We start from the raw sequence: 17,856 nt of genomic DNA, 5'->3' as shown, positions 1-17,856 counted from the left end.
GGGCCGCCTCCGCGCATCCGTCATCAGCAGGTCGCGCCGGACGTCAGGCCGCAGGACCAGCCCGTGTACCAGGTGTCGGCGGCATTCTGGACGGCGCCGATATAGGTGGTGGCTGTGAAGAACGGATAGACGCCTGGAGCATTGACCACCGGCACGGCGTTCTCGTTCGCGCCGTTGATGAAGGTCAGCGTCTGGTTGGACAGGCTGGTGCCGGTCGGTGCCGTCAAGGTCGAGGTGCCGTTCGCCGTGTTGTTCGTGCCGGCCGTGAAGGCCGCCGTCGACAGGGTCGTGTTGGCCGGGCGATAGGGCACGGTGCAGGACATGAAGACCGAGTTGAAGGTCACGCCGCTGGTGCCGGTATCGGCGTCGTTGATGGCCATACAGCCGGCGACGGAGCCCGCGACGCTGGTGAAGACCGAGTTGATCACGGTCGCATCCGTACCCGTATCGAAGTGGGCGACGGTGTGGGCGTCGATCGTCGCATTGCGGCCGACCAGGGTCCAGTTGGCGATCTTCGGCTGCGACACATAGCGGTTGGCCAGAGGCGTCGAGGCCGGAGCGGCCGAGAACTCGAAGCCGGCGCTGCGGCTGGTCGTGCCGGCCGGGCGCTGGGTCACGATGCCGAACTGGGCACCACCGCGCCAGCCCGTATCGGTGTCCAGACCGTCGTCGTCGGCACCGGTGATGACGATGCGGCGCAGGTTGACGTTGCCACCGAAGATTTCGATGCCGTCGTCCGAGCTGTTGTGGACCTGGACGAACTCGACCGTCGTGCCGGAGCCGACGCCGGCCAGGGTCAGGCCCTGAAGCTCATTGCCCGACGAGATTTCGAAGCCGGAGTATTTGATCTGGACGTAACGGACGCGGCCCGAGTTATCGGCCGGGGTGTTGCCGCCGTAGAAGGCGCTGGTGCCCTCCACCGTGCCGGTGCAGGTGACCGGAGCGGTCAGCTGGCAGTTGGCCTGCGGTGCGCGACCGGCCAGGACGATACCGCCCCACTGACCTTGCGAGTTCTCGTTGGTGGTGCCTTCGACGTTCTGGCGGCTGGTGAAGATGATCGGGTTGGTGGCCGTGCCTTCGGCGAACAGCTGCGAACCGCGGTTGACCAGCAGATAGTCCGAACCACCCGAGGCGAAGATGCGCACGCCCGCCTCGATGGTCAGAATGCCCTGCTCGCTGCCGGCCGTCGGGGCTGCCGGATCGATGCCGCGGTCGGTGCCGACCGAGGTGCGGCCCGAGATCGAATAGATGGTGCCGGCGCGCAGCGGCACGGTCAGGGCACCATTGATCTGTTGCGGCAGCTGGCAGACGCGAAGGGTGTTGTTGGCGATCAGGCCGACGTTGGCGAAGCCGGTCGGACAGTCCGCGGCCGGCGTGCCGGGTGCGGGCGGGGTCGGCCCCGTTCCACCACCGCCACCGCCACCGCCGAAATCGCCTTCACCGGGCGAGGCGACTTCCGAGGAGCCGCATGCGGCCAGGGCCAGGGCGCTGGCCGAGAGGGCGAGCAGGGTTGTCAGTCGAAAGCCGGTCATCGTTTTCACCGTGTCAGGTCCAAAGGATCGTTCGACAGGTGGAACACAGGCATGCAGCCCGGCCCCGACGACGTATCGCCCCTCCTGCCCGGCCCTCTGGCTAGACGCCGGATGTGACAGTGCGAGCGCCGAACCGTGACGGTTCCGCCGCGCTTGTGTGAAGTTGTTTTCGCCGTTCCATGAAACTCGATCCTGATACGGCGCAATCGTCACACAGCCTTTTCAGGCGCGTTTCACCGGGCGTTGCCATGACCTCAAGCGCGGGCTAGGCCGGTGCAAACCCAAGGGATATCGCCGTTTGACGCCCCCTCTCCTCGCCATCGCCCTGGCCGGTCTGGGCCTGATCGCCGGCAGTTTCATCGGCCTGGTCAGCCTGCGATTGCCGCAGGAACGCGGTGTCATATTCGGCCGCTCCCATTGCGGAGGCTGCGACCGCGCCCTGCCGCCCCAGCGGATGGTTCCGGTCCTCAGTTACATTTTTGCCAGGGGCAGATGCCGGGATTGCGGGTCGACGATCCCGATCCGCTACCCCCTGATCGAACTGGCCTGCGCAGGCGTCGGGGTCTGGGCCGGTCTGTCGCAGCCGGACCTTCCGTCCGCGGCATTCACGGCCCTGCTCGGCTGGCAGCTGATTCTGATCGCCGTGGTGGATGCCGAGCATTTCTGGCTGCCGGATGCCCTGACCCTACCTTTGCTTGCAAGCGGCCTGGTCGCGGCGGCCGTCCTGCCGACGGGCAGCGTGCTGCATTCGGCCATTGGAGCGGTGGCAGGGTTCCTGGGCCTGTGGTTGCTGGCCTTTGCCTATCGTCGCTTGCGCAAACGGGACGGACTGGGCGGCGGCGATCCCATATTTCTGGCGGCGGGCGGGGCCTGGGTCGCCTGGATCGGCCTGCCCAGCGTCCTGCTATGGGCCTCCGTCGCGGCGCTCAGCCTGGTCGCCGGACGCCTCGTTCTGGGGCGCAGGGTGTCCGGGCAGGATCGCCTGCCCTTCGGCCCTTTCCTGGCGCTCGGCATCTGGCTGACCTGGCTGTTCGGACCGCTCGGACTTTGAGGGTCGCCGCCTGAACACTAGCGTCTGGGTGCCCGGGTGTAGCGTGTGGCGACATAGGCGACGCCCTGGCCGTATTCGATCTCGGACCAGCCGTTGTCGGTCACGCCGATCTCATGCACCTGATCGCCCGTATTCACGACGTCCAACGGTTCTCCGGCCGGATCGGCCCGAACGCGTACATCCTCTGTCGTGATCGTTCGCGTGCGATCGGTCAGGACGATGGTCGGGCGGCGACGGTCGGACAGGGCCTCGGTGCGCACATAGCGTCCGTCGAACCGTCCGCCCTGTATCTGCAGCCAGTCCTGCGGCTGGCCGGTGCGAGGCCAAAGGACGGTCACGGTGTCTCCGCGTCCCAACACGGCTTGGGGCGAACCGTCGGGTCCGTCCGTCAAGGCGGTCTGGACCTCGGCATAGCGCACCTCGGCCCGGCGGGTCGCATCGCCCGTACAGCGAGACAGCAGCAGCCCGGCCCCCGCCAGCACCACGATCAGGATCAGGCACCCCAGTCCCGCATTGCTCTTCTTCTTCGGCGGCGGCAGGGGGCGCTGCCCGGCGCGCCATGCTGCCGCCTCGGCCGCCGTGGCGGTTCGAGGAATGGCGGGCGGCTCCTGCACCGGCCAGCGCGGCGGGCGCGGTTGCTGCCAGACCGGCAGTTCGGGCGGCGGCGCGGGCGAGGCGGGCGATTCAGGGGGCGGCACAGGCACAAAGGCGTCGTCTGCGGCCGATGACGTCTCGAACGTCGGTGTGACCACAGGCGAGTCCGCTGCGGCCGGCGTATCATCAGCCACCGGCTCGCCCTGCGCGTCCGCCGCCTCGAAGTGCGGGCTCAGGCCGTCATAGTCCTCTGCGGGACCGCTGTAGATCTGCCCCCCGTCCTCGGCCACCACGATGCGGGTCGCCGGGGTCAGGTCGCCGTTCAGCACCGCAGCCCGCCACTGGTTGGGGTCGCCCAGTCGTACCGTCTGGCCCTCGATCACGAAGGCGATGGAAATCGGCGAACCGGACAAGAAGACCCCCGTGAAGCAGCATGGACAGTCGCGCGAAGAGCGTAGTAAACCAAGCCCTTAATCCGCAACCGAGCGTATGGGGAGTTCGTTGCCCGTCAGCAAACTCTTTGCCTGCGCCGCCCTCGCCACCGCCGTCCTTCTGGCCGGGTGCGGAGATCAGGCGATGGGGGCGCTCTGCGCACCGGACGGTGCCGCGCCTGCCCTGCGTCCCGCCGCCGATGTTGCGAAAGGGCCGATGCGGGTCTTCTGGGACGGGTCCGAAAGCATCGCCGGCTATGTCGATGGCGCGACTGATTCCGTCCGGCCGCTCGGGGATCTGCAGCCGCTGCTGGCCAGTCACGCCCGCGAGGCTGGGGTTCAGGCGCAATGGCTGCGCTTTGGCGAACGGATCACGCCCCTGCCCTCCGGCTCCGGCCTAGCCTCCACCGGCTTCTATCGCTGCGGACAGCAGGCGAACTGCGACAATCAGGAAAGCCGGATCGACAGCGTCCTGACCCGTATCGCAGACCGCACGGGGCCCGGGCTGGACGTCGTCGTCACGGACCTGTGGCTGTCGAACACGGCGTTCCAGGGCAGTGCCGAGATCGCCCTGGGCCAGCCGATCCGTGCCCTGCTGGCCAAGGGCAAGTCGATCGGCGTGATCGGCCTGCGCGCGCCCTATGCCGGCCCGGTCTATGACGTGCCGGGCGTCGGCACCCATGCCGGGGCCCGCGAGCGGCCGCTCTTTATCCTTCTGGTTGGCAGCCGATCGGAAGTGCTGTCTGCCTATCGCACCCTGTCCCGTTCCGGCAGCCCGGCCCTGAGCGGCGACCGCAGCAAGTTTGCCCTGTTCACGCCCGAGCCCGCGACCGCCTGGCTCGGGGCCAGCGCCCCGGTCCAGACCACCGGCGACATCGCAGCCCAGCGCCTGATCGACGGCGATCAGTCCGAGGCCCTGCCCCAGGTCCGCGTCAGCCTGGACCAGCTGCGTACGGGTCAGGCCAGTCTGCGCATCCCCGTCGTCGCCGATGCCCGCATCCTGCCCGGCGCCGTCTGGCGCGGGAAGCTGGGCGGCCAGACCCAGGTCTGGCGACGTGCGGGCGGTTGCGGTGCGGGAGCCTGGGAAAGCCAGCCGGCCCTGTCCGGGGCCTGGCGTCCGGACGGCCCGGACGGCGCGACCTTCACGCTGGACGGTCGATCCACCGCCGCCCTCGTCGCGGGCAGCGACTATCTGATCCAGGGTCAGCTGACGACGAACAACTTCACGGCCGCTCCGCCCGAGACCAAGTGGATGCGCGACTGGAGCGTCTCGCCCGACCGTGCCCGCGCCGTCTCGGCGGCCTCGCCCGCCTTCTTCCCCACGCTCAATCTTGCCGCTTTCGCCGAGCAGCTTGAGGCGGGGTTGCGCGAGACTACCCCGCCGCAGGGCTTGCCACTGGCCAGTCTGGCGGTTCTGGTGAGGGTCGAGCCCTGACACTTTCGATGCCTGCCCCCTTCTGGAGTTTTCGATGACCCGCAACTGGCTTCAGGCCCTCGCCGTCGTGCTGGTCACGGGCGTCGTCGTCTTCGCACTCGGTTGGGGGCTTTTGACCTGGCAAACGGCCAGCACACGGTTTCTCGAACCCGCCCCGATGACCACCAGCGCACCAGCGACGGTCGATCAGGGCAATGCTCTGGACGCCGCCCTCGACGGAGCCTTGGATGGTGGCGGCACCGTCACCACCAATGCCCTGGGCAACCAGATGGAGACCCAGCGCAAGCGTGCGGCCGACGGTCTGGTCGATGGCTTCACGAAGCTGATGATCATCACCACCGCCGTGGCCTTGGGCTGGACCTTGCTGGCCTGGAGCCAGGTATCGAAAGTGGGTCGTCCCGAGACCCAGCGCACGGCGCAGGGCGTCTGGCTGGTCGGATATCTGGTCGTGACCGTCGCGGCCGCAATCCTTCTGTGGCTGACCTTCAACCGTCAGGGGCCGGCGGCAGAGGCTACAGCCACGGCCACGGGCGGCTTCATCGCGGGCGGCATCGTCCTGACCTGGCTCAGCTACTATGTCGCGACCGCCCTGGCCGCGCCCGCCGTGCTGCGCGCCTCGGTGCCCATGGCGACCCTTCTCATTCCGATCGGCAGGAGCCGCTGATGGCCGTCAACATCCTGATTGGCGTTGGGGGCACCGGGGCCAAGGTCGTCGAATCGACCTTGCACGCCGCCGTCGCCGGCCTGGCGGGCGACAACCTGACCGTCGGCCTGGTCGATCAGGACGGCTCCAACGGCAATGTCGGGCGCACGGCCCAGCTGCTGGCCACCATCGTCAGCGCACGCGCCCTGTGGCGCAGCACAGGCGGCGCGCATGTTCTAGGCGGCAGTCCCCTGTTCGCCACAGACATCCAGTCGCTTTCGCCCGCTGAAGAAGTCTGGATCCCGCATCCGGACAAGGCCGCGTCGCTGGCCCGCATCTTCGACCGCGAATCCATGCCGACCGGTGAGCGGCAGCTATTCGACGGCCTGTTTGCCCAAGGCACCAGCGCCGCCGACACCGAACAGGACCTGCCGCTGGACGAAGGCTATCGCGGTCGTCCGCACATCGGGGCCGCCGCCATGGCCTCGCGTATCGAGGACGACATCGAATTCTGGGACAAGCTGACCACCGCTCTGGACGCCGCGCGCGGTGCGACGGAGGTGCGCGTCCTGTTGGTCGGCTCTGTCTTCGGCGGCACGGGCGCGGCGGGCTTTCCGACCCTGGCCCGGCTGATCCGGCGGCGCCTGCCGCAGGGGGCATCCAACGTCCAGATCGGCGGCGTGCTGATGCTGCCCTATTTCGACTTCGACCCGCCAGGCCGCGACGGCGATGCCTCGCGCGACAATGTCGCCCTGTCCGAGGAACTGGTGCTCCAGTCCAAGAGCGCGCTGAAACACTATTCCGACCTGCTACGGGACGAGCCGATCTTCGATCAGCTGTATCTTGTCGGCTGGGACCGTCCGTTCGCCTTGGGCTATCACAGCCGCGGGGCAAACGGTCAGGCCAATCCGCCGCTGGCCCCCGAGCTGTTCGGAGCCCTGGCCGCCTGCAGGTTCTTCAATGCCGATCTGAAGGGCGTGTCCGGTCAGGTGCTGGCCAGTGCCCGAACGTCCGCCGATGCCCTGACCTGGTCCGACCTGCCTTCGCCCGACAACGACCCGGACGCGCCCTATCACAAGCTGGGCCAGTTGCTGCGCTTTGCCGTGGCCTGGAAGCATTGGGGCCCGCTGGTCAGCCGCCCACGCTCGGGCCTGTTCAAGGCGTTCCGAACCGACCCCTGGTATCGCCGTCAGCGCATCGACACGATCAAGTTCGACGCCACCCCGGCCGAGGCTGAGGTCGCCGCGCTCGACGCCTACTGCCGCTGGGTGCTGGGCTGGGCGGGGGGGATAGAGCTGCACGCCCGTCGCGCCCGCATCAACTTCGGCCTGTGGAACACCGACGCCTTCATCCGCCCCGGCGAGCGCCCGAACCAGCCGGTCCAGGTGCCCCGCGCCTTCGAGGGAGCCGATTATGACGACGCCTATGGCAGTATCGTCATGCCGGGCGAGACGGGCGAGGCCCCGCCGACCGCCGCCGATCTGATGGGCCGCCTGACCAACGAGACGGCCCCGGAGGTCAACCAGCGTGGCCTGGGCTGGTTCGTTTCGGCCCTGCACGCCTTTGCCGACGTTCAACCGCCCGCCGCGACGAGGACCTGAGATGCGTCACAGCGGACTGTACACCTACAACCTGCCGCCGATCATCACCGACGGCCCCCTGGCCGAGGCCAAGAAGGCCGGGGCCTGGACCCCGATCGACCATCTCGACAAGCTGGCTGACGCCCTGTTCATCGGCGAGAAACAGGCCGAACGCAGCGACGTGAAGAGCATCCCGGACCCCTGGGCCCAGATGCTGGTCTTCGACCGCGCCCTGTTCGATGCGTCGCATCCGCTTCACACGACCGTCCTGCCCCAGTGGCGCGCCCTGATCGCGACCATCGCCCTGATGCCCGAGTTCAGCGCGGCCTATACGCTGACGGCTCAGCCCGTCGATCTGGAAGCCAGCCGCCGCAACAGCCTGTTCGCCCGCACCCTGCTGGACCTGGAGCCCGCACGCGTACTGGTGCCGGAACTGAGCTGGAAACGTCCCGTCGCCCTGATGATCCAGGAACGCGGCGGGGCCGGGGCCTTCGCCTTCGGGCCCGGTCGCCCGCTGGGCTTCCTGACCCCGACCAGTCTGGTCGCCGCCGGGCGCGCGTCGGAACAGGTGCGCTGTCCCGATGTGCCGTGGCTGAAGGACGGTTTGTCCGACCCGATCGACGCGGCCCTGTCGGAGCGTCAGTTCCGCATCCTGGCCGACTACATCCGCCAGATGTGGACGCGTCTCAGCGCCCGCGACGATCTGGAACCCCGCCTGCGTGGCGGTCTGGCCCAGGCGCTGGAGGCCTTCCATCGGGCCGCCAATGCAAAAGCGGCCCCCGAAGTGCGCGGGCTAAACCCGGCCACCATCGACCTGGCCTGGCCCAGCCCGCTGCATGCCCAGGTGCTGGGCTCTACCTGGCAGTTCGACGGCACCAGCGTGCCCCCGACCGAGGCCGACGCGGCCATCGAGCTGTCGCCGCCTGCCCGCAGCTTGTTCAAGGGCGCGATCCTGGTCGATCCGGATCTGGCCGAGACCCTGGGCAAGCGCCCGGAATCCATCTCCGTCTGGGGTCGGCACAGCCTGGCCGACGCCATGCGGCCCGCCACCTTCGACATCATCCGCCAGGAGGCCGAGGCCGAGGGCTGGCTGGTCATCCGGCCATCCGACCTGTTCACCGACAGCCTGATCACCCTGGACAGCCAGACGATCAACGAGGCACACCCCGCCGCCTTCCAGTCGGCCCTGCTGCCGCTGTCGCCGCTGGCTCTGATGCTGGTGCCCGGTCAGGGCCTGGCCGAGGCGCTGGATATGTCGCCAAGTTCCGGCGACGCCGTGGTCCGCCTGCGGCTACGGCTTCAATCCGGCCGTCCGCATGCGGTACGCCGCGATCTGCCGCGCGCGGACCAGAGCAAACAGGTGCTTCAAGTCCCGGACGACCTGGCCTTCTGGCCCAATTTTCAGGCCCCCGGCTGGCGCTGGACCTTCTTGCACTTCACCGCCAGCATCAACTACTACATGCGGCCCCGGTTCGCCGTCACCGCCGAGGTGATGGCCAGCCAGGTGCGCGGGGCCTCGCTGGATATGTCCGACCGCGCCCGTCGCATCCGGCTGTGGTCGGACTCGTCCACCCTTGCAATCGACGACCTGTTCGGCTTCGTCCCGCCTGCCTCGGCGCTCCAGCCCGAGCGAATCTCCACCGTGCGCGGCACGACGGCCAGCGGCCAGCAGGAGGTTCTGGTCGAACGCATCGGCTTTACCGCCACCGACCAGGGCGTGGCCGAGCTTCATCATCTGCCGGGCGGTGCCGACGCGGTTTTCTTCGCCCGCAAGACGGCGACCGGCGACTTCGTGCCTGCGGGCATGGCACTGGTCCGGTTCGCCCAGACCCGGTCCTCGGCGCTGGAGGCCAAGGTGGCGGTCGACTTCGGCACCACCAACACCGTGGTCTACACCGAGCGGAACGGCCTGCGCGAGCGGCTGGCCTTTCAGGACCGCATCGTCTTTCCCTTCGGCGTGCGAGCCAAGCAGGCGCGGCGCCGCGAGGAACTGGTCGGGCAATACCTCGGCTTCTTCCCGCTACAGAAGCACGAGACCCCCTTCCCTACCGTGGCCAAGCTGCGCGAGTTCCGCCCGGCCCTGCCGCCGGAGCTTCAGGCCCGCGTCCGCGAGGGGCGGATGCATCAGCACGGCTTTGCCGACAATGTCTTCTTCGTCCCGAACTTCGACGGCTTCATCGCGCGTCAGGCCGATCTGGGCCTGTCGGACAACATCTTCCGCGAATGGACCGGCGCAGGACTGCTGAAGTTCCGGCTGAAGTGGGGCGAGACCCAGTCAGAGCGGGCTCTGGCCACCCATTTCCTGCGCCAGATCATGATGATGTCGGCCGCCGAACTGGTGGCCGAGGGCACCGATCCCCTGGCCATCGACTGGCGCTTCTCCTACCCGCAGGCGTTCAAGCCGTCGCAGCATCGCCAGCTGGAGAACGAGCTGCGCCGCAACTGGTCCGCCCTGTTCGGCCCGCCCGGCGACACGACGGCCAACGGTCGCCCGACCTTTCTGCGCAAGACCGAAGGGGCCGCGGCCGCCCATGTCTTCGTCACCCAAGGGGCCGAGAAGCTGATGCTGGTGCTCGACATCGGCGGGGGCACCACCGACATCGCCCTGTGGCGGGACGGCAAGCCATTCTGGCGCAATTCGTTCAAGGTCGCGGGCGGGGACTTCTTCACCGCCTATCTGGCCAACAACCCCGATGTGCTGCGCAAGATCGACATGAGCGAGGTCTCGACCGGCCTCAGCGAGGGCGATCCGCTCAGCGCAGACGGTCGGCGCGATTTCGTCGAGCTATATGTCAACAAGCCCGCCTTCGCCCAGCGGTTCGCCGACAACTTCGGCCTTCTGGCGTCCGAGCCTGCGGGTCTAGGCCTGCAGCAGGTGGCGTCCGTCGCCCTGGGCGGGCTGATGTATTACGTCGGCCTGGTGCTGGGTCAGCTGGTAGCCGATCCGAACTCGGGCCTGCGCCGGGCCGATCTGGACCGGCTGACCGTCGCCTTCGCAGGGCGCGGCTCGACCCTGTTCCGCCAGTTCCACACGGGCGGTTCGGACGACGAGCTGACCCAGCTGGTGCGCCTGGCCATCGCAGCGGCGGAGTACAATCCGGCCGATGTCGCCATCCAGTTCCGTTTCTCCGGCCCGCACGAGGCCAAGCATGAGGTGGCGCAAGGGCTGCTGGTCGATCGCCGCGAGGACCCGACGGGCGGCGAAAGCCGTCTGGCTGTCCTGGGCGAGGACATCGACGTCATGGTCGGGGGTGTGGAGACCCAGGCTCTGGCCACCGCCCCCCTGACGGCCCTGCAAAGCGCGACCGAGGTCGACCGCATCGAACTGGCCCACCTGAGCCGCTTCCTGATCGCCCTGCGCAAGCTGACCGACATCAACATCGACGTTGAACAACGCGGGGCCCTGAACGACATCCGGGCAAAGGTGCGCCAGAACCTGTCGGATTCGCTGCACGATCTGGACGCCGACGCCTTCTCCGACGAGGATGCCCAGCCGTTCGAGCCGCCCTTCATCACCGCCTTGCGCGAACTGGTGTCGATCATGGCCCTGCCCCTGATCGAGCGCGACCGACGCATCGTCGTCAGGGATATCTGACCGTGGCCGGGGACCGCCTGTGGGGCCTGGGGGGCCGCAAGAAGCCGGGGGCGGAGCCGGAGTATGAATCCTCGGACGGGTCGCCGTCCGAAGCGACCGCGCCGTCGGCGAAGGCTGATGATACAGTCACGCTGGAGACCCTGCACCGACTGCTGTCGCGTCAGCAGCGCCAAATCGAGACCCTGTCCGCCGAGGTCGCCCAGTTGCGCCGCCGCCTCGACACAGTCATGCCGCGCCTGCTGACCGGCGATGACGAGACGCTGGCGCCCTTCCCCGATCATGCCGAGACGCGGGGACCCGGCGACCTGGCCGAGGACTTTTTTGAACAGGTTCCGACCCGACTGGCGCGCAAGCCTGTCGCTCCGGCACCAGAGACGCGCCCCGCCACCAACCCGTCGTCCAGCCGCGCCTCAACTTTGTTCGCGCCCGCGGCCACGGCTTCGACCGCAGACGCCGACCTGATCGCTCAGCGCAGCCGGGCGCCTGAGTTCAAGGCCCTGCTGGTGGCCTATCAAGGACTGCTGGACGGCGCGGGCGGCATGGCGGAGTTCCAGCGCGCCTATGGCCCCGACTTCGTGACGACCGGGCCGGGCGAGACCCTGCGTCCGACCGTCGGCGACGAGGAAGGCCCCTTCTGGTTCGTCCCGCTGGACGACCGGCCGTCGCTAGGTCTGCTGCTGCCGTCTGACGGGCCGATCCAGCAATGGGGCGAACTGTATCAGTTCGGCGGCGGCACCCGCGCCCAGTCCGTTTTCGGCCGCGCCTTCGAGGTCGAGCCGGGCAATGTGCTGCAGCTCATCGAGCCCGCCTGGATCCGCTTCGACGGCGACACGATCACGCTGGAGAAGCGCGGACGGCTGCGCGGAGCCTGAAGTCTTCGGGACCGCGAGCCTTCAATGTCAAAGACCTGGCAGGCTTGTGCACCGCCGGGATTTCCGTCGGTTAAGGGTGGTATGGGCCGGCGGAGCGCCGGGCTGTCGCCCGGAGACCGATGGGGGTTTTTCGCAGGCGGGGGTCAGACGTGCCCGGTCTTTGAAAACTCAGATCACGAAATCATAGACGATGTCGGCCAGCGTATGGTCCATCGTCCGCGCGGGCGCATCGCCCGTCGGACAGTTGACCAGCCGCGCCGGCACGCCCGCTACTGTGCATCCGGCCGGAACCGCCTTCAGGACAACCGATCCCGACGCCACCTTGGCATAATCGCCGATCGCGATATTGCCCAGCACCTTGGCCCCGGCGCCCAACAGGACGCCGCGGCCGATCTTGGGATGGCGATCGCCACGCTCGGCCCCGGTGCCGCCCAGGGTCACCCCATGCAGCATCGAGACCTCGTCGCCCACCACCGCCGTCTCCCCGATCACGATGCCTGTGCCGTGGTCGAAGAACAGGCCGGATCCCAGCGTGGCGGCCGGATGGATGTCGACCTGGAACAGCTCCGACATGCGGCTCTGCATATGAAAGGCAAGCGTCTCGCGCCCCTGCTGCCACAGCCAGTGCGCCACACGGTGCGCCTGAATGGCCTGAAAGCCCTTGAAATACAGGAACGGCTGCAGCAACGACCGGATCGCCGGGTCGCGCTCGGCCACCGCCTGCAGGTCCGCCGCCGCTGCGGCCACGATGGCCGGATCGCCCTCGAACGCCTCGCGACACACCTCGCGCACCGACATCGGCCCCATCTCGTCGTCGCCGATCTTGCGTGCGATCTGGAAACTCAGGGCGGCGGCCAGGTCGCCATGCGCCAGGATCACAGCATTCAGCTGCGACGCCAGCAGCGGTTCGTCCCGCGCCGCCTGCTCGGCCGAGGCGCGCAGCATGGCCCAGGTGTCGGGCGCTTGGTCGCTTGCGGCGACGACTTCCAGCCTGGTCATGTCCGGCTCCTTCGGTACGCGATCATAGGCCCGACAGCAGGGCCTTCGCCAGTTCGGGCGGCAATGCGCCCTCCCGCGCCATATGATAGGCCCGCAGGGCTGTCGCCACCGTAAACATGTCGCGGACCGCTCCGTTGCCGATTTCGCGCAACAGATCACCGAACGGCACGCGGGCGACCCGGATGATCTCCGTCGGGTCCGGCGCGATCGGCACCGGCGTCAGGCCCCAGGCCAGCCAGGCCATGGCGCGCTCGTCGGTGACGGAGTTGCTCATCTCGGTCTTCAGCGCTTCGTGCCAGTGCGCGGCCTCCAGACCCGTCTCCTCGGCCAGTTCGCGTTTGGCCCCCTCCAAGGGATCCTCATCGAACGGAGCCCCGCCCTCCGGCATTTCCCACGACCAGTTCATCAGGGCGAACCGCTGCTGGCCCACCAGGGTGATCGTCCCGTCCTCATGGATCGGCAGCACCCCGACCGACATATTCTGCGGCCGCATAACGACATACTCGGCACGCAGGCCCGTCGGCGCGGTCGCCTCATGCCGGGTCAGCCGCATCCAGGGATTTTCGAACATTACGCTCGAGCCCGCATCCTGCCAGGGCGGCGGACGATCAGACCCGTCGTCCCATGACGGGGTCGGCCGGTCGGCATCGAAGGCTTTTCGGAAGTCGCTCATGCGACCGGGTATGGCGCCGACCCGTGCCCGTGCCTAGCTAGACCGCATGACCGACACCGACCTTGGCCTGGCCCTGCCCCTCCCTGTCGCCTCCGCAGAGCTTGAGGACCGCCTCGCCCGCCGTCGCTCGGCCCCGGCCCAGGCCCTGAGCAGGCCCGGCCCGTCGCGCGAACAGGTCGCCCGCATCCTCGAACTCGGCGCGCGCACGCCCGACCACGGCAAGCTCTTCCCCTGGCGGTTCGTCGTCCTCGGCGCAGACAGCCGCGCCAAACTAGCCGAGGCGTTCACCCCCCTGGCCCAGAACCAGCCGCAGCCGGACAAGGCCCGCGCCGTCCTGGGCAAACTGACCGCCGCGCCCGTCACCATCCTCGTCATCTCGTCCCCCGTGCCGAGCCAGAAAGTGCCGGTCTGGGAGCAGCAGCTGTCCGCCGGTGCCGTCTGCATGAACCTGGAACACGCCGCCGCGGCCTTGGGCTTTTCCACCAGTTGGATCACCGACTGGTACAGCTACGACGCCGACGCCTTGGCCCTTCTGGGCCTGACGGAAGGCGAACAGGTCGCCGGCTTCATCCACATCGGCACCTTGGCTGAACCACCGCTGGAACGACCCCGTCCGGACTTGTCGGTCAAGGTCGACTATAGGGACTAGGCACGTACGCCCGCGACGTAGCGTCGATGCAGCATCGGTTTGCCCAGCCAGTAACAGAGCTCCGCAGGACGCTCGATGTCCCAGACGGCGAGATCGGCGGTCTTGCCGGCTTCAATCGTGCCGATGTCACCCTTTAGTGCCAGAGCCTTGGCCGCGATGCGTGTGGCCCCCGCCAGTGCCTCTTCCGGGGTCAACCGGAACTGGACACAGGCCAGGTTCAGCGCCGCCGTCATCGACGCCACCGGCGACGTCCCGGGATTGCAGTCCGTCGCCACGGCCATCTCCACCTCGTACCGCCGCAACAACTCAATGGGTGGAGGCGTCGTCTCGCGCAGCATCAGATAGGCTCCGGGCAGCAATACCGCGACCACACCCGCCTCGGCCATCGCTCGCACACCCACCTCGGTCGTGTGCTCGACATGGTCGGCGCTCAGAGCTGCATGCCGGGCCGCAAGTTCTGCCCCGCCCCCGTCCGACAACTGGTCGGCATGCAGCTTGACCGGCAGTCCCAACGCCCGCGCCTGGTCGAACAGCCGCCCCACCTCATCCGTAGAAAAGGCTATCGGCTCGCAATAGGCATCGACCGCATCAATCAGACCCTCGGCATGAGCGGCAGGCAGGATGTCGTCGATGGCCAGATCGACATAGGCGGCCCGGTCTGCGCGATACCCCGGCGGTACCGCATGCAGGCCCAGATAGCTGGTCCGCACCCTCACCCCGGCCTCGCGCCCGATCCGCCGCGCGACCCGCAGCATCTTCAGCTCGCTCTCGCGATCCAGGCCATAACCCGACTTGATCTCGACGGTCGTCACCCCGGTCGCCTTCAGCCCCTCCAGTCGCGTCAGAGCGCTGGCGTAAAGATCATCCTCCGATGCTGCCCGTGTCGCCGCCACCGACGACACGATACCGCCCCCGGCCCGCGCGATCTCCTCATAGGTCGCACCACCCAGCCGCTGTTCGAACTCGCCCGACCGATCGCCGCCGAACACCAGATGCGTATGGCAGTCGATCAGTCCCGGCGTGACCCAGCGACCGTCCAGACGATCCGTCTCCACCGCCTGGTGCGACGGCAGATCGGCGCGGGCCCCGACCCAGGCGATGCGTCCCTCACGGACCAGGATCGCCCCGTCCTCGATCGTTCCGTAAGGCGTGCCGCCGGGTACCATCGTGGCCAGCCGGCAGTCGGTGATCAGGCGGTCGGCCCGGATCATCGCGCTTCGAACCCGGCCAGCAGTTCGCAGAACCACCGCCCAACCGTCAGCGACCCCAGATCGCCGATTTCCAGGGACGGATCGTACTCCGTCAGGTCCACCGCCCTGACCTTGGCGCAGGCCCCGATCACCCGCGTCGCCTCGAAGACGTCCTGCACCGAGACCCCGCCCGGCCTCGCCCCCGGAGACGCGGGCCACTGGCTGCGGTCGATCACGTCGATGTCGAAATCGACATAGATGACGTCGCACAGGGCCGACAGCCGCTCCAGTTCCTGCGCCACCAGAACCGCCAGCCCCCTTTCCCGGCATTCGCGCGCTGTCCGGACCGCTATCCCCGCAGCCTTGGCCTTCTCATGCGCCCGGCGGGTGTTGGCGAAGGGAGCCAGACCGACCTGGCTGATCCGCCGTCCGTCGAGGCCATCCTCCAGCAGCGCCTGCACCGGATTGCCGTTGGTCAAGCCCTGATCCGTATCCCGCAGATCGAAATGCGCATCCAGCGTCAGCAGGCCCGTCCGCTCCAGCCCCAGCCCATGAACGCCGGGCCGCGTGATCGCATTGTTGCCGCCGATCAGCACACTCAAGGCCCTGCCCGCCTGCCCCGCGATGGCATCGCGCACCGGGCCGAAGGCATCGGCTGGCGACAAGGCCTTCATCGCCAGGTCGCCGATGTCATGGACGTGGGTCGACAACGCCCGTTCCGTCTCGACATCATAGGTCGAGAACCTCGGCAGCACCGCCCTGAACGCCTTGGGCCCTAGGTCGCATCGTCCGGGCGTCAGCGACCGCTCGTTCAGACCCGCTCCGATCAATGCCACCGGCGCATCAGGGTGATCGCCGATCAGGTCGGCCACGCTGCGCCAGCCCAGCGCCTCTGAGTCTTCCAAGGTCATGGGCGGGCAGCGTAGAGAGACGGCCATGTCGACTCAACAGACCTCGAACAGCCGTGTCATCCGAAGCCCGCGCGGCCTCGAGATGACCGCAAAAACCTGGGCCGCCGAGGCCGCCCTGCGCATGCTGATGAACAACCTCGACCCGGAGGTGGCCGAACGCCCCGAGGACCTCGTTGTCTATGGCGGCATCGGCAAGGCCGCGCGCGACTGGGCCAGTTTCGACCAGATCGTCGAATCCTTGCGCGCGCTGGAAGCCGACGAGACCCTGCTGGTGCAATCGGGCAAGCCCGTCGGCGTGTTCCGCACCCATGCCGACGCGCCGCGTGTGCTGATCGCCAACTCCAACCTGGTGCCCAGATGGGCCACTTGGGAGCATTTCAACGAACTGGATCGCAAGGGGTTGATGATGTACGGCCAGATGACGGCCGGCTCGTGGATCTACATCGGCACCCAGGGCATCGTTCAGGGCACCTATGAGACCTTCATGGAGGCCGCGCGCCAGCATTGGGGCGGCGACACCTCCGGCAAGTGGATTCTGACGGCGGGCCTCGGTGGCATGGGCGGCGCTCAACCCTTGGCCGCGACCATGGCGGGGGCCTCCTGCCTGGCCATCGAGTGCCAGCGCAGCCGGATCGAGATGCGGCTGAAGACCCGCTACCTCGACGTCATGGTCGAGACGCTGGCCGAGGCCCTGGCCTTGATCGAACAGGCCGGTCGCACAGGAAAACCCATATCCGTCGGTCTGTTGGCCAATGCAGCGGAAGTCCTGCCTGAAATGGTTCGACGCGGCGTCCGACCCGATCTGGTGACCGACCAGACCAGCGCCCACGACCTGATCAACGGCTATCTGCCCGCCGGTTGGACCGTCGCCGATTGGGAGGACAAGCGCGTCTCCGACCCCGCCGCTGTCGAGGCCGCAGCCCGCAAATCCTGCGCCGTCCACGTCCAAGCCATGCTGGATTTCCAGGCGGCGGGTATTCCGGTCACTGACTACGGCAACAACATCCGCCAGGTCGCCTTCGACGAGGGCGTGACGGACGCCTTCAACTTCCCCGGCTTCGTCCCGGCCTATATCCGCCCGCTGTTCTGTCGCGGCATCGGCCCGTTCCGCTGGGCCGCCCTGACCGGCGATCCCGACGATATCAAGAAGACCGACGCCGCCATGAAGCGGCTATTCCCCGATAACGTCGGCCTGCACCGCTGGCTGGATATGGCGGGCGAGCGCATCGCCTTTCAGGGCTTGCCCGCCCGTATCTGCTGGATCGGCCTGGGCGATCGCCACCGCGCGGGCCTGATGTTCAACGACATGGTCGCCTCGGGCGAGCTCAGCGGCCCCATCGTCATCGGCCGCGACCATCTGGACAGCGGCTCGGTCGCCAGCCCGAACCGCGAGACCGAGGCCATGATGGACGGCTCCGACGCCGTGTCCGACTGGCCCCTGCTCAATGCCCTGCTCAACACAGCGTCAGGGGCCAGCTGGGTCTCCCTGCACCACGGCGGCGGCGTCGGCATGGGCTACAGCCAGCATTCCGGCGTCGTCATCGTCGCCGACGGCACGCCGGAAGCCGCCGCCCGCCTCGAGCGCGTCCTCTGGAACGACCCCGCCACCGGCGTAATGCGCCACGCCGACGCGGGGTATGAGATTGCCCGCCAGGCCTCCGTCGAACACGGCCTCAACCTGCCAAGCCTGAAGGCCTGATC

14 protein-coding genes are annotated in these 17,856 nt (G+C 68.2%); 8 read left to right on the top strand and 6 right to left on the bottom strand.

Going from position 1 to position 17,856, the window contains the following annotated elements; genetic code table 11:
• Positions 1-23 precede the first annotated feature (23 nt).
• Positions 24-1,532, bottom strand: a complete 1,509-nt coding sequence (locus JHC81_RS01275) for a hypothetical protein (RefSeq protein ID WP_292169669.1) — start codon at positions 1,530-1,532, stop codon at positions 24-26.
• A 298-nt stretch (positions 1,533-1,830) separates the two neighbouring features.
• On the opposite strand from JHC81_RS01275, the gene JHC81_RS01270 reads away from it, so the two are divergent.
• Positions 1,831-2,583 carry an A24 family peptidase gene (locus tag JHC81_RS01270; protein WP_292169668.1) on the top strand — a complete coding sequence of 251 codons (753 nt, stop codon included), beginning with the start codon at positions 1,831-1,833 and terminating at the stop codon, positions 2,581-2,583.
• Between the two features lie 17 nt (positions 2,584-2,600).
• Here the strand turns inward: JHC81_RS01270 and JHC81_RS01265 are convergent, their stop codons facing one another.
• Entirely contained in the window at positions 2,601-3,590 is a 990-nt protein-coding gene (locus JHC81_RS01265; protein ID WP_292169667.1) for a hypothetical protein, read from the bottom strand.
• A gap of 88 nt (positions 3,591-3,678) precedes the next feature.
• Between JHC81_RS01265 and JHC81_RS01260 the strand changes: the two genes are divergently transcribed.
• The 5 genes from JHC81_RS01260 to JHC81_RS01240 are packed head-to-tail and all read left to right on the top strand — an operon-like array spanning position 3,679 to position 11,733.
• On the top strand, positions 3,679-5,043 hold the full coding sequence (locus JHC81_RS01260) for a hypothetical protein (protein ID WP_292169666.1): 1,365 nt from the start codon (positions 3,679-3,681) through the stop codon (positions 5,041-5,043).
• Positions 5,044-5,077: 34 nt separating this feature from the next.
• A complete protein-coding gene (locus JHC81_RS01255) occupies positions 5,078-5,707 on the top strand; it encodes a hypothetical protein (protein ID WP_292169664.1) in 630 nt (209 codons plus the stop codon).
• A complete protein-coding gene (locus JHC81_RS01250) occupies positions 5,707-7,287 on the top strand; it encodes a tubulin-like doman-containing protein (RefSeq protein ID WP_292169662.1) in 1,581 nt (526 codons plus the stop codon). Before JHC81_RS01255 ends, JHC81_RS01250 begins: the two co-directional genes overlap by 1 nt.
• 1 nt (position 7,288) lies before the next feature.
• Positions 7,289-10,861: a hypothetical protein gene (locus JHC81_RS01245; RefSeq protein ID WP_292169661.1), complete on the top strand. Its 3,573-nt coding sequence runs from the start codon at positions 7,289-7,291 to the stop codon at positions 10,859-10,861.
• A 2-nt stretch (positions 10,862-10,863) separates the two neighbouring features.
• A complete protein-coding gene (locus JHC81_RS01240) occupies positions 10,864-11,733 on the top strand; it encodes a hypothetical protein (protein WP_292169660.1) in 870 nt (289 codons plus the stop codon).
• A gap of 168 nt (positions 11,734-11,901) precedes the next feature.
• Here JHC81_RS01240 and cysE read toward each other — a convergent pair whose 3' ends face one another.
• Both cysE and JHC81_RS01230 read right to left on the bottom strand, forming a co-directional pair.
• The gene (gene cysE / locus JHC81_RS01235) at positions 11,902-12,732 is read right to left on the bottom strand and encodes a serine O-acetyltransferase (protein WP_292169658.1); all 831 of its coding nucleotides are present in this window, start codon (positions 12,730-12,732) and stop codon (positions 11,902-11,904) included.
• A gap of 22 nt (positions 12,733-12,754) precedes the next feature.
• Positions 12,755-13,405: an NUDIX hydrolase gene (locus JHC81_RS01230; protein ID WP_292169656.1), complete on the bottom strand. Its 651-nt coding sequence runs from the start codon at positions 13,403-13,405 to the stop codon at positions 12,755-12,757.
• A gap of 46 nt (positions 13,406-13,451) precedes the next feature.
• On the opposite strand from JHC81_RS01230, the gene JHC81_RS01225 reads away from it, so the two are divergent.
• Positions 13,452-14,054: a nitroreductase gene (locus JHC81_RS01225; RefSeq protein ID WP_292169654.1), complete on the top strand. Its 603-nt coding sequence runs from the start codon at positions 13,452-13,454 to the stop codon at positions 14,052-14,054.
• On the opposite strand, the gene hutI is transcribed toward JHC81_RS01225, so the two are convergent.
• Together hutI and JHC81_RS01215 are read right to left on the bottom strand one after the other, a co-directional pair.
• Complete coding sequence (hutI, locus tag JHC81_RS01220) at positions 14,051-15,262, bottom strand: imidazolonepropionase (protein ID WP_292169933.1); 1,212 nt, start codon at positions 15,260-15,262, stop codon at positions 14,051-14,053. The two genes, JHC81_RS01225 and hutI, sit on opposite strands and share 4 nt — an antisense overlap.
• Positions 15,262-16,155 (bottom strand): agmatinase family protein, encoded by an 894-nt coding sequence (locus JHC81_RS01215; protein WP_292169652.1) that lies wholly within the window; start codon positions 16,153-16,155, stop codon positions 15,262-15,264. Before JHC81_RS01215 ends, hutI begins: the two co-directional genes overlap by 1 nt.
• A gap of 25 nt (positions 16,156-16,180) precedes the next feature.
• On the opposite strand from JHC81_RS01215, the gene hutU reads away from it, so the two are divergent.
• Complete coding sequence (gene hutU, locus JHC81_RS01210; protein WP_292169651.1) at positions 16,181-17,854, top strand: urocanate hydratase; 1,674 nt, start codon at positions 16,181-16,183, stop codon at positions 17,852-17,854.
• Positions 17,855-17,856 lie beyond the last annotated feature (2 nt).

Origin of the sequence: Brevundimonas sp., from assembly GCF_016463295.1 — a bacterium.
Lineage (GTDB): Bacteria > Pseudomonadota > Alphaproteobacteria > Caulobacterales > Caulobacteraceae > Brevundimonas.
Note: the sequence above shows the minus strand (reverse complement) of the source record. Positions and strands in the feature narration are given on the sequence as shown.

What these genes read in the sequence shown, in the direction of transcription:
- JHC81_RS01275 (WP_292169669.1), bottom strand. Translation starts at nt 1,532, where the DNA reads ATGACCGGCTTTCGACTGACAACCCTGCTCGCCCTCTCGGCCAGCGCC.
- JHC81_RS01255 (WP_292169664.1), top strand. Translation starts at nt 5,078, where the DNA reads ATGACCCGCAACTGGCTTCAGGCCCTCGCCGTCGTGCTGGTCACGGGC.
- JHC81_RS01250 (WP_292169662.1), top strand. Translation starts at nt 5,707, where the DNA reads ATGGCCGTCAACATCCTGATTGGCGTTGGGGGCACCGGGGCCAAGGTC.
- JHC81_RS01245 (WP_292169661.1), top strand. Translation starts at nt 7,289, where the DNA reads ATGCGTCACAGCGGACTGTACACCTACAACCTGCCGCCGATCATCACC.
- cysE (WP_292169658.1), bottom strand. Translation starts at nt 12,732, where the DNA reads ATGACCAGGCTGGAAGTCGTCGCCGCAAGCGACCAAGCGCCCGACACC.
- JHC81_RS01230 (WP_292169656.1), bottom strand. Translation starts at nt 13,405, where the DNA reads ATGAGCGACTTCCGAAAAGCCTTCGATGCCGACCGGCCGACCCCGTCA.
- JHC81_RS01225 (WP_292169654.1), top strand. Translation starts at nt 13,452, where the DNA reads ATGACCGACACCGACCTTGGCCTGGCCCTGCCCCTCCCTGTCGCCTCC.
- JHC81_RS01215 (WP_292169652.1), bottom strand. Translation starts at nt 16,155, where the DNA reads ATGACCTTGGAAGACTCAGAGGCGCTGGGCTGGCGCAGCGTGGCCGAC.
- hutU (WP_292169651.1), top strand. Translation starts at nt 16,181, where the DNA reads ATGTCGACTCAACAGACCTCGAACAGCCGTGTCATCCGAAGCCCGCGC.